At 28.1% G+C, this 11,306-nt stretch carries 13 protein-coding genes; 5 read left to right on the top strand and 8 right to left on the bottom strand.

The annotated features are described in order from the left end of the window. Window positions 1-12: 12 nt before the first annotated feature. Genes AC1B00_RS06485 through fliS form a run of 3 tightly spaced genes read left to right on the top strand, consistent with a single transcriptional unit; the run spans window position 13 to window position 3,201 of the window. Window positions 13-381, top strand: coding sequence for a flagellar protein FlaG (locus AC1B00_RS06485; protein WP_488848876.1), 369 nt, complete (start codon window positions 13-15; stop codon window positions 379-381). 12 nt (window positions 382-393) lie between these two features. Continuing rightward, entirely contained in the window at window positions 394-2,820 is a 2,427-nt protein-coding gene (fliD, locus tag AC1B00_RS06480) for a flagellar filament capping protein FliD (protein WP_488848874.1), read from the top strand. A gap of 9 nt (window positions 2,821-2,829) precedes the next feature. Then, complete coding sequence (fliS, locus tag AC1B00_RS06475) at window positions 2,830-3,201, top strand: flagellar export chaperone FliS (protein ID WP_239817087.1); 372 nt, start codon at window positions 2,830-2,832, stop codon at window positions 3,199-3,201. 144 nt (window positions 3,202-3,345) lie between these two features. On the opposite strand, the gene AC1B00_RS06470 is transcribed toward fliS, so the two are convergent. The 4 genes from AC1B00_RS06470 to AC1B00_RS06455 form a co-directional block, all read right to left on the bottom strand. Then, window positions 3,346-4,158 (bottom strand): cysteine ABC transporter substrate-binding protein, encoded by an 813-nt coding sequence (locus AC1B00_RS06470; protein WP_488848872.1) that lies wholly within the window; start codon window positions 4,156-4,158, stop codon window positions 3,346-3,348. A gap of 65 nt (window positions 4,159-4,223) precedes the next feature. After that, a complete protein-coding gene (locus tag AC1B00_RS06465) occupies window positions 4,224-4,964 on the bottom strand; it encodes an amino acid ABC transporter ATP-binding protein (RefSeq protein ID WP_488848871.1) in 741 nt (246 codons plus the stop codon). Further along, window positions 4,964-5,620, bottom strand: coding sequence for an amino acid ABC transporter permease (locus AC1B00_RS06460; protein WP_488848869.1), 657 nt, complete (start codon window positions 5,618-5,620; stop codon window positions 4,964-4,966). Before AC1B00_RS06460 ends, AC1B00_RS06465 begins: the two co-directional genes overlap by 1 nt. Then, a complete protein-coding gene (locus AC1B00_RS06455) occupies window positions 5,617-6,261 on the bottom strand; it encodes an amino acid ABC transporter permease (RefSeq protein WP_488848867.1) in 645 nt (214 codons plus the stop codon). Before AC1B00_RS06455 ends, AC1B00_RS06460 begins: the two co-directional genes overlap by 4 nt. Window positions 6,262-6,478: 217 nt before the next feature. Here AC1B00_RS06455 and yedE point away from each other — a divergent pair, with 217 nt between their 5' ends. Both yedE and yedF read left to right on the top strand, forming a co-directional pair. Then, entirely contained in the window at window positions 6,479-7,654 is a 1,176-nt protein-coding gene (gene yedE / locus AC1B00_RS06450) for a selenium metabolism membrane protein YedE/FdhT (RefSeq protein ID WP_488848866.1), read from the top strand. Continuing rightward, a complete protein-coding gene (gene yedF, locus AC1B00_RS06445; protein ID WP_239817081.1) occupies window positions 7,651-7,875 on the top strand; it encodes a sulfurtransferase-like selenium metabolism protein YedF in 225 nt (74 codons plus the stop codon). Before yedE ends, yedF begins: the two co-directional genes overlap by 4 nt. Before the next feature lie 37 nt (window positions 7,876-7,912). Here the strand turns inward: yedF and AC1B00_RS06440 are convergent, their stop codons facing one another. The 4 genes from AC1B00_RS06440 to AC1B00_RS06425 all read right to left on the bottom strand — a co-directional run bounded on the left by AC1B00_RS06440 (window position 7,913) and on the right by AC1B00_RS06425 (window position 11,306). Further along, on the bottom strand, window positions 7,913-8,617 hold the full coding sequence (locus AC1B00_RS06440) for a hypothetical protein (protein WP_488848865.1): 705 nt from the start codon (window positions 8,615-8,617) through the stop codon (window positions 7,913-7,915). Between the two features lie 279 nt (window positions 8,618-8,896). Next, window positions 8,897-9,613: a substrate-binding periplasmic protein gene (locus AC1B00_RS06435; RefSeq protein ID WP_488848864.1), complete on the bottom strand. Its 717-nt coding sequence runs from the start codon at window positions 9,611-9,613 to the stop codon at window positions 8,897-8,899. Between the two features lie 289 nt (window positions 9,614-9,902). Beyond that, the gene (locus AC1B00_RS06430; RefSeq protein WP_488848863.1) at window positions 9,903-10,601 is read right to left on the bottom strand and encodes a substrate-binding periplasmic protein; all 699 of its coding nucleotides are present in this window, start codon (window positions 10,599-10,601) and stop codon (window positions 9,903-9,905) included. 237 nt (window positions 10,602-10,838) lie between these two features. After that, on the bottom strand, window positions 10,839-11,306 hold the full coding sequence (locus tag AC1B00_RS06425) for an ankyrin repeat domain-containing protein (protein WP_336611512.1): 468 nt from the start codon (window positions 11,304-11,306) through the stop codon (window positions 10,839-10,841).

The raw sequence follows: 11,306 nt of genomic DNA, 5'->3' as shown, positions 1-11,306 counted from the left end.
AAGGAGATTATTATGGAAATTTTTAGAGCAGCGAGTTCTCAGTATGATACTCAAATAAGAGCGAGTGCAGAAACAACGAAAATGCGCCCAGTTGAGCAAACTCATATTGAAACAAATTCGGGCAAGCAAAAAAATGAGGAAATAGATAAGGAAATCACAAAAGAAAAGCTAGATGAGTCAATCAAAAAGCTTAATGAAAATATGGAAGAATTAAAAACTGATGTAAGATTTGGTTATAACGATAAAATTAATCAAATGTATGTAGATGTAATAGCTACAAAATCAGGTAAAGTAATTCGTAAAATTCCTAATGAAGAAGTAATTAAACTAAGCGAAAGTATGAAAGAAGCAATAGGAATTATATTTGATAAAAAAAGCTAAAAGGAGTTAGTAATGGCAGGAGTAGGCTTAGTAGCAGGTGCAAACCAATTTCAATTTAAAGAAAAGTATGATGCATTAAAAGAAGCTGATCAAAAGCAACAATTAGCAATACCTAACAAAAAGCTAACTGAAACACAAGCAAAACAAAAGGATTTAACAGATTTAACCACGCTTTTGGGAAGTTTTAAAGGGGATATTTCAAGCATTGTTGAAGGTGATGTATTCTCTAAAAGCAAGGTTGATGCAACAGGAGAGAGTGCTAGTATTACTACAAGTAAAGGTGTAAAAGTAGGCGATTTTGATATTAATGTAACACAATTAGCGGCTAAAGATGCTTATCAAACTAATTCGTTTTCTAGTGAGGCTTATGGTATTTTTAATGATGTTAGCATTATTAATAATAAAGGTGAAAAAGAAATGCTTAAAGATGCAGAATTTAAAATCACCGTTAATAAGCAAGAATTTACCATTAAAATCAATTCAAGCGATTCTTTACAAAGCTTAAATGATAAAATTCTTTCAGCTACAAATGAAAATGGTAAAAAACTTAGTGACTATGTAAGCACTAAAGTTTTAGATACAGGTCATGATAATTATAGACTTATGATTACAAGTAAAGAGGCAGGCACAGCAAATGAAATACAATTTGGTATAGCAAGCAAGACTGATGATCCAAATGCTGAAGAATTCTCAAAAGCAGTTCTTAAAAAACTTGGTTTATTAAGTGCTGCAAATGCTAGCTCTGCAAAAAGCGAATTAAAAGAAGCTACTGATAAGTTTAATGCATCTAAAGTTGTTTTAGGTGGAAATAATTATGATATTAAAGGTTTTGTTTCATCACTTAAAACAGATAAAGAAATAACTTATAAAGATAGCGATGGTAATGATGTTAAAATCACTATTAATAAAGATACTAAATTATCAACTTTAAACGAAAAAGCTAGAGAAGCAGTATATGATTTATTTAAAGAAGAAAAATTAAATAATTTTGTAGCTGGTAAAGTAGCTAATGGGCAAAGTTTTGAACTTAAATATAAAGATGAGCAAGGCACAGAACAAACTTTAAAAATAGATGATAAAACAGATTTAAGCAAACTAAGTAAAGAAGCAAAAGCAGAATTAACAAAACAAGCTAATGAATCAGATTTAAGAAATTATGTAGAATATATTAAAAATACAGGCGAAGAATTAAACATAACCGATCCTGATAATAAAGATGTAAAAGTTACAATCAATAAAAATACTGATTTTGATAAGCTTACCGATGATCAAAAGGCTGTTATTAATAAATTTTTTGAAAAAAGTCAAAAAGATTATTTTAATAATGAACTTAATCAAGAAGCAGCGCAAGCTAAATTAGACGCAATAGACACTTCGGCAAATCACGTTCAGACTGCAAAAGATTCTAAATTTGTTTATGAAGGTATAGAAATTACTAGAAGTACAAATACTATTGATGATTTAATAATAGGTGCAAAGATTACTCTTAAAAAAGAAGGCTTAACTAATTTTAAAGTAAATGATGACTTAGATGCTTTAACAGAGCATTTAAATACCTTTACAACAAACTATAATTCTTTAGTTAATTCACTTGCTACTTCAACTAGTTTTGATCAAGAGAAAAAGACTTCAGGAAGCTTACAAGGTATAACAGAGATTACTAGATTAAAATCTCAATTATCATCATTAATTACAAAAGCAGATGCTAATGGAATGAGTTTATCTAGCATGGGTTTTGAACTTAACGAAAAAGGTATTTTAAGCTTTAAAAAATCAAAGTTTGAAGAAGCTTATAAAAACAATGGCGAAAATATTAAATCATTTTTACAAGGTAGTACAAAATATCAAGAATTAAGCGAAACAAGTAAAACAATTAGCCAAAAAGTAGCATTAGCTGAAGGTGATTTAAAGATTAATGGAAAAGATATTACATTTAAAAAAGAGTTTTTAGATAAATTAAACGATCCAAAAAATACTATCACTCAAGGTGAATACCTAAATAAATTAGTTGAAGCTATAAATGATGCTAAGATTGATGGAGTAAGTGCAAAGCTTGGAAAAGATGGTAATATCATTATTTCAAGCACAGGTAAAAATGCTTTAGAAATAAAAGGCTCAAATGAGAAATTATTACAACTTGGTTTAGAAGAAAAAACTATAAATACTATTAAAACAGAGCAAACTGGTATATTTAGAACATTTAAAGATACTTTAGATGGTTTAGTTGGCTCAAATGGAACTATTAGTAAGTATAGTCAGCAATTAGAAAAAGATGTAAAAGATTTAAATGAGAGTATTAAAAAAATCAATGAAGAGATTGAGAAAAAGTATGAAACTTTAGCAAACAAATTAAGCCATTATGATGGTATTTTAAAGAAATATGAGTTGCAAGGTAATACAATTAATGCTCTTATTAACTCAGCTTTTGCAAATAAATAAGGAATATGAATGGTAAGTAACGCATACGCAAGTTATTCACAAAATAACATAGCAGTAGATAGTAATGAAAAAATGATTGAACTTTTATACGAGGGCATACTTAGATTTTGCTCTCGTGCAAAAAAAGCAATTGAAAAAGATGATATAGAAAAAAAATGCTTAAATATCAAAAAAGCCACAGCAATATTTGTGGAATTATTAAATTGCTTAGATTTTGAACAAGGAGAAGTAAGTTATTATCTACAAGGACTTTATTCTCACCAAATTAGCACACTTAGTAAGGTTATAATTGATAGTGACCCTGCTAAATTAGATGAGGTTATGAGAGTTGCTAATGGTCTGCTTGAAGCTTGGCGTGAAGTAAATCATATGGAGCTTTAATTAAAAATATAAGAATTAGGGATTTGTAATTCCTAATTCAAATTCTAGCTATTTTTATCTTCTAAATCACATATATTTTCAAGCTTTAAAATATTAAAAAAGTTATTCCTATTTTAAAGAATTTAAAATAGGAATTTAAGTTTATTAAAGTTTTCCGCCTTCTACTACAACGCTTTCTTTATCAATATCGTTGCCATAAACAGGTGCTAGAGTTTCATCGTAGTTTTTGTGAAAGAATTGTTCTTCGCCAAGTTTGATGATTTCTGTATTAATCCATTCAAGCAATTCAGTATTTCCTTTTTTAACAGCAGGTGCAATCACATCAATATCGCCTAATTCACTAATTCCTACTACAAACTCAGGATTATTCTTAACCCAAGCAAAAAGCAAAGTATTATCGTGTGCAAGTGCAGCACCCCTACCATCTAATAAAGCTCCAAAAGTTTCAGTATTTTGGTCGTATTTTGCTAGATTTACGCCGTTTTTATTCTTTGTAAAATAAGCATCTGCAGTAGTGCCTTTATTTACGATTAAAGTTTTTCCGTTTAATTCGCTAATATCTTTAATCTCTGCATTTTTAGGACTTGCAATACCTAAAGAAACTTTCATATAAGGCAATGCAAAATCAACAACTCTTGCTCTTTCTGGAGTTTTTGTAAAGTTTGCTAAAATCACATCAACTTTATTAGATAACAAAAACTCAACTCTACTAGCAGCTTCAACAGGAACAAAAATAACCTTTGTTTCATCTCCTAATAAATCTTTTGCAATTCTTTTTGCAAAATAAACATCATAACCTTGATAATTACCAGCCTTATCTACGAAACCAAATGGCGGTTTATCAGCAAAAACACCGATTTTAATATTATCTTCTGCTTTAATTTCTGCTAAACTTCTAGCATTTAACGAACAGGTTAGAATTGCCCCTGCAGCTAATGATAAAATAGTTTTTTTCATAACTACACTCCTTTAAATTAAAATGTAGATAAATTTAAACTTGAAATTATTAATAAAAGATAATTTTAATCCTTTTTAAAATCAAACATATTTAAAAATTGTTTCGCTCGGTTACTTTTAGGTCTAGTAAAAAACTCTTCAGGGCTTGCAATTTCTATAATCTCTCCACTATCCATAAAAATTATTTTATCAGCAACTGCTCTTGCGAACGCCATTTCGTGAGTTACAATTAGCATTGTTTTTTCTTCTTTTGCAAGATTTAATAATACATCTAAAACTTCTCTTACAATCTCAGGATCAAGCGCAGCCGTAACTTCATCAAAAAGCATAATTTCAGGATTCATACACAAAGCCCTTACTATCGCAATTCTTTGTTTTTGTCCGCCGCTTAGCTCTTTTGGATAGGCGTTAAGCTTGTGTTCTAAGCCAACTTTTTTAAGTAGTTCTAAAGCTTCTTTTAAAACTTCATCTTTTTTTCTATTTTGCACTTTTATAGGTGCTAATAAAATGTTTTCAATTACGCTTAAGTGATCAAATAATTCATAACTTTGAAACACCATTCCAACATATTTTCTAATTTCTTGCCAGTTTTTAAAATCTTTTGAAATTACTTCATCTTTTATATAAATATTTCCACTTGCAATATTTTCAAGTCCATTTATACATCTTAAAGTTGTGCTTTTTCCACAGCCACTAGGACCTATTAAAACAACCACTTCACCCTTATTAACTTCAAAAGAAATATTTTTTAAAGCATGGATTTTACCATAAAATTTATTGATATTTTCAAGTTTTAAAATACTCATTAGCTCCACCTTTGTTCTAGGATTTTTGATATTTTTGATAAAGGATAACAAATAATAAAATATATAAAAAATATTATTGTATAAATATATAAAGGTGCGAAATTACTTGTAAGCAATGTAACTTCTTTTAATTGATTGCCTATTGCTAAAACATCTACAACGCCTATTAAATAAGCAACAGAAGTAGTTTTTATCATACGGCTTAAAAGATTTATCACACTAGGAAGCAATCTTCTTGCTGCTAGTGGTAAGATTATAAATCTATACATTTGATACTTGCTAAGTGCAAGAGCGATTGAACTTTCAAACTGATGTTTAGGAATACTAAGCAAAGCACCCCTTACTAAATCCATCATTTCAAAAACTCCCCAAATGACAAAAACGATTATACTAGCAGTAATCGCATCTAAACTAAACCAGCTAGACATTCCAAAATAAATCAAAAACAACCAAACAATAATAGGCATAAATCTTACAATTTCAAGCATTATTTTTAGAATATAAAAAATAATTTTATTTCCTAAACTCATAAAAACACCTAAAATAAGTCCGCCAATAATAGAAAAAAATATAGAAACAAATGATATAAAAAGCGTAACTTTTAAACCTTCAAAAAGTCTTTTATAAATATCTAAATCAAACAATATTTCACTCATCTTCTAATCCTTTTTTCTATTAAACTAAGTATTAAAGATAATGGTAAAATCATTATGAAATAAGCTACGCATAACATAAATAAAGCTTCATTTGTAACATAATAAAGCCCAATAATATCTTTTGTAGTATAAACCAAATCAGCTAGAGCGATTACGCTTACAACCGAAGTTTCTTTGAATAAAAATATAATATTTGCACTTATACTAGTTATTGATACTCTAAGAGAAAGTGGCAAAATGATGTGGTATAAAACTTGATTTTTACTTAAAGCTAGAGCGTATCCTGCTTCAATTTGATGCTTACTAATCGCATTAAGCCCAACCTTAAGACTTTCAGCCATATAGCTACCACCTAAAAAAGCAAGTCCGATTACTCCACAAGAAAAAGCTTCAAGTTTAATTCCTATTTTTGGCAAGGCATAATATAAGAAAAATAAATGAATTAAAAGTGGAGTATTGCGTGAAAGCTCTATATAAGCATTGCAAACTAATCTTAAAAACTTAAACCTATGAAGCTCTACCCACATACAAAACAAACCTATTAAAAATGACAAAATCACTCCATAACAGGCGAGTTTTATAGTTAGATAAAAAGCATCAATAAAAAGCGGATAATACTCTTTAATAATCTCAAAATCCATCTTAACCCCTAAATCAAAATGGGTTAAAATATATCCTTTTTTGATAAATCAAAATTCCTATTTCAAATTCTTTAAATTTTTTTGGAATTTGAAATAGGAATTTAAGTTTTGTAATTAGTCTAATTTTGCTATAAAATTTTTAAGCATATTAAAAGTTTTGCTTATTTATAATCAAACTTTTAATTTCGGCTAAGTTTTAGCCATACAAGGACAACTTATGAAAACTTCTAACTTCGGTGCTGATTTAGCACATTTTAAACACACTTATTTAGACAATTTTTATAGCAACTCAAAAGCTGTTATTTTGCTTAGTATTATGGCAACTTTGTATTTTGCTATTTTTGGCGGTGTGTTTGCAGTAACTGGTGAATTTACTCGCATAGGCGGAGAAATTTTAGAACTTTTTGGAATTGATTTAAGCTCATATTCTTATTATCAAAAGCAAAACCTAAATGGCACAATGCTTACTCGTGTAGATGGAGTGATGATTATAGGGCTAGTTATTGGCTGTTTGTTAGCTGCTAGTATTGCTAATAAAGTTTATTTTAGAAAAATTGCTTCTAAAACAAGATTTTTTCAAGCACTAATCGGTGGGATATTAGCAGGCTTTGGTGCAAGACTTGCTTGGGGATGTAATCTAGCAAATTTTTTCACCGGACTTCCTTATTTTTCATTGCATACTTGGGTATTTGCGATTTTTATGATGTTTGGAGTAATAGTAGCAATTTTAACCCTTAAGATTAAAATATTTGCTCCAAAATACGAAATGATTAAGACAAACACCCCACAGCTTAAAATTGATTCTAAAATTAATCAAAAAAATAAAATAATTTTCTTTTTAAGCTTGAGTGCTTTTTTTGTATTTTTTATCTATCTTGCGATTAATGATACAAAAAATCTACCTATTGCTCTTGTTTTTGGGCTTATTTTTGGTTGGCTTATTCAAAAAGGTCAGATTTGCTTTACATCTTGCTTTAGAGATTTGTTTTTATTCAAGCGTTATGGTTTTTCATTAGCTTTGTTTATCTCAATGCTAATTGCTAGTATTTTTGTATTTGCTTTATTAAATAAAGGCTATAACGCTAAGGTTTTAGAAATATCTTTAGCACTTTGTGTGGGTGCATTTATATTTGGCTTTGGCATTGTGTTTGCGGGTGGTTGTGAGTGCGGATTTTTATATCGTGCAGTAGAAGGGCAAACTCATTTTATGGTAGTTGGTGTTGGAAATATCTTAGGAACTATGCTAATTGCTTTAAATTATGATTATTTGCCTAAGTGGTTTTTAGCAGGTGAGAAAATTAAGCTTAGTGGTTATTCAGGCTTTAGTATAAATCTTGCATTGTTTTTAATAAGCATTGCTTTAATTTTATTTTTTGCAAGGAGTAAAAAATGAAAATTGATTATTCTATAACGCTTTTAGGTGAGCCATGTCCCTATCCAGCAATAGTTGCAAACGAAGCAATCAATAAACTTAAAAGCGGAGAAGTGCTAGAAATTATTAGCGATTGTCCACAAAGTATCAATGGAATTGTGCCTGATATGAAAAAATTAGGTCATAGTTGCGAAGTCGTTCAAAATGGCTCGGTTTTAGGATTTTATATAACAAAATCTTAATAATTAGCAAGGGCTTTAAAGCCTTTGCTTGAAAAGTTTAAGAATTTGAATTCGGAATTAGGTTTTTCTTTTTTAAAATCTTTTCAATTTTTTTACGCTGTTTTGCTATGTATTTTTCGCCTAGTGGTTGTGCTTCTTCTCTATGCTCTATTTCGTAAGCTCCTTTGCTTATCGCAGAATGTTTTAATCTATATTCAGTGTATAAAAAATAAACCGATAAATCATCAATAAAAGGCAATGAAACTAGCTTGGTTTTAGTTTGATATATTGTGTAAGTTTTTAAGTTTTTACCATTTAATAAAAATAGTATTAAATAGCTTGATAAAGCATTTATAATCACAACTAATGCAAATAAAGGGAAAAATATTGTTATTAATATCGGATAATCTAAGTTATAGCTTAAACTTTGATTTTCTATTTTTTGAGTATTATAAGCATCTTTTCCAAAAATAAATGAATATGCTAAAGCAGGTCGCTTAGATTGTAATCTAAAAACTATATCGCTTTTATTTATTGTTGTAGTTACTTTTTTGTAGCTTTTTGCTATATTAAAAAATAATGTTGTTTCATCTACTGCATATGTTTCAAAATATATCTTTTCTTTATCTACACTAATGTAAAAACCATTGTTTTTAACAAATCTAAGCCTTTTAATTTGTCTAAGTTTTAAAAAGAATATAATAAAAAAAATACTATCTAACATTCCACTAAAGTATTTTTCCATTAATCTAATATCAGTCATTGATGTTCCTTGCTTATGAAACAATATGTTAAAATGATGACTTGCATAATATAACAAACCAAACGAACATAAAATTGAGCAAATCTCATTAAATAATCTAATAAGCTCTAAGCTATATAAATAATCGTTTTTTATTTTATAATCTTTTAAATTATCTATATTTAAAATTTTTCCTTAAAATTTTATAAGCTTAATATACAATACTTAAATTCCTATTTCAAATTCTTGTGAAATTTTATGAAATTTGATTAGGAATTTTATTTAAATTCCTAATATTTTTTAATTATCTAAATTGTATTTTTTTAATAATTTTAAATAAGTGCCGTTTTCTTTTAAAATATCTAAAGCCTTATTAAAATCATCTTTTAATTTAGTATTGCCTTTATCAAAAGCAAAGCTTGCTCCACTTCCTTTTATTTCTTTTTTTGCAAAGACTACTAATTCAGGATAGCTTTCCATATAACCTTTAGCAACTGCAGCTTCTAGCAAAAATCCATCAATTTTTTTATTTATAGTTGCTAAAACAAACACTATTAATTCAGCATTTAAATATGGTTTTACGCCTTTAATATTACTTAATTCTTCAGCTTGTAAAGTGCCTATTTGAGCTCCAAATATCGCTCCTTTTTCTAAATCTTCAATATTATTAAACTTATCATTATCTTTTAATTTTACGAAATAATTCATTCCTAAATAATAAGGATTAGAAAATTCTACGCTTTTTGCTCTTTGCTCGGTTTTATTCATACCTGCTGCTATTACATCAATTTTTTTAGCTTTTAAGGCATTAATAAGTCCATCAAAATCCATAACTTTATATTCTATTTTTATATCTAGAATTTTTGCTATCTCATTTACTAAATCTATATCAAAGCCTACTAATTCATCATTTTGAATATACTCAAATGGAGCATAACCTGATGTTGTTCCAATTTTTAAAATATCTTGTGCGAATATTTGCGAAATTAACGCAAAACTTAATAATAATTTTTTCATAAATTTTTCCTTGTAATAAAAATAAAAATTGCATAAAGCAAAACCTAAAAAATAAACCTAACAATAATAAAAATTAACAATGATAAAAATGTGAGAAATTAAGAAATAGAAGTAAGCATCAACGTAGTTTTAAGATTAATTTAGCAACACTCTTTTGCATTTTTCACTCCTTTAAAATAATTTAAATAATCATATCAGTAAATCTCATTTATGTTTGTAATAATTTTAATTTTTTTGTTAATTTTGTAACAAAATGAAACAAAATTAACAAAATTTAGTATGAAATTTCTTACATTTCATATTTTTCTAATAATTTTTCATAAATTCCTTGACTTTTTACAACTTCTAAAGCTTTGTTAAAATCATCTCTTAATTTTGTATTTCCTTTAGCAAAGGCAAAGCTTACTCCATCGTTTTCTTCTTTTAATTCTTGAAAGATTTCAAGCTCATTGTAAGTGTTTAAATATCCACGAGCTACTAATTTATCAACAATTACCGCATCAACTTTATCATTTACTAATGCTAATACTAAATTAGCTATTTCAGAGTTTAAAAAAGGCTTTGTATTTGGAATTTGATTTAGCATATTTGCTTGAATTGAGCCTAATTGAACGCCTACGCTTAAGCCGTTTAAACTATTAATATCGGTTCTTGATTTTTTTCTTAAAAAGCAGTTTGAGCCTTGATAATAAATATCGCTAAACTCAACATTTTTTGCCCTTGCAGGTGTATTGCTAAGCCCTGATGCTATCACATCAATTTTGCCAAGCTTTAAAGCGCCCATTAAAGCATCAAAATCCATAGGCACAAACTCTATTTTAATATCTAAAACCTTAGCTATCTCATTAACTAAATCAATATCAAAGCCGACAATTTTATCATCTTTAATATAGCCAAATGGAGCAAAACCCGGTGACATACCAACTTTTATCAAATCACTTGCAAAAATTTGCATAATAAATGCTAATAAAATAATAATTTTTTTCATAAAATTTCCTTTGTAATAAATATAAAAATGCTAAAAGCAAAAATTAAAAATTAACAATAATAAAAATAATTTGGGATTAAAAAAGTAGGGTAAGGGTCAATGGGCTTTAGTTAGTAAAAATAAATTAGTTCTAAGTCTTTGTTTCATGTCATCTCCTTTAAAAAATATTCTTGAGATTAACACAAAAAAGGTTAAGCAAATAATATTTAATAAAAAATATTATTTGCTTTGTTACTTTTAGTTACTTTTTTTGAAGAGTTTTAATATTTTTAAGGTTAGTTTTTTTAATAGACTAGTTTTTTGTGTAGTTAAATACTCAGCTATTTCAAGTCTTCCAAACATAAGAGCGAATGTATAAGGCGTCATGCCTAAGCCGTTGTTTTCATTTATGTTTGCACCATAGCTTACAAGTAATTTAACTATATCTAAATATCCTTTAAAGCAAACCCCTGCTAATGGGGTTTGTCCTTTATCGTTTTTCATATCTACACTTGCGCCATTTTCTAAAAGCATTTTTGCGCATTCGTAAGAGCCGTTATAACAAGCTAACATTAAAAGCGTATTGCCACGATGGTCTTTAAAATCTACATTAAATCCTGCTCTTATCATATTAAGAAGAGTGTTATGGTCATTGTTTCTAGCAAAATCTAATGCCATTTTACAAAGCTCATCATATCTTGCTAATTCGGCACTACTTACTTGCAT

The organism is Campylobacter sp. DY7 (genome assembly GCF_057802535.1).
Note: the sequence above shows the minus strand (reverse complement) of the source record. Positions and strands in the feature narration are given on the sequence as shown.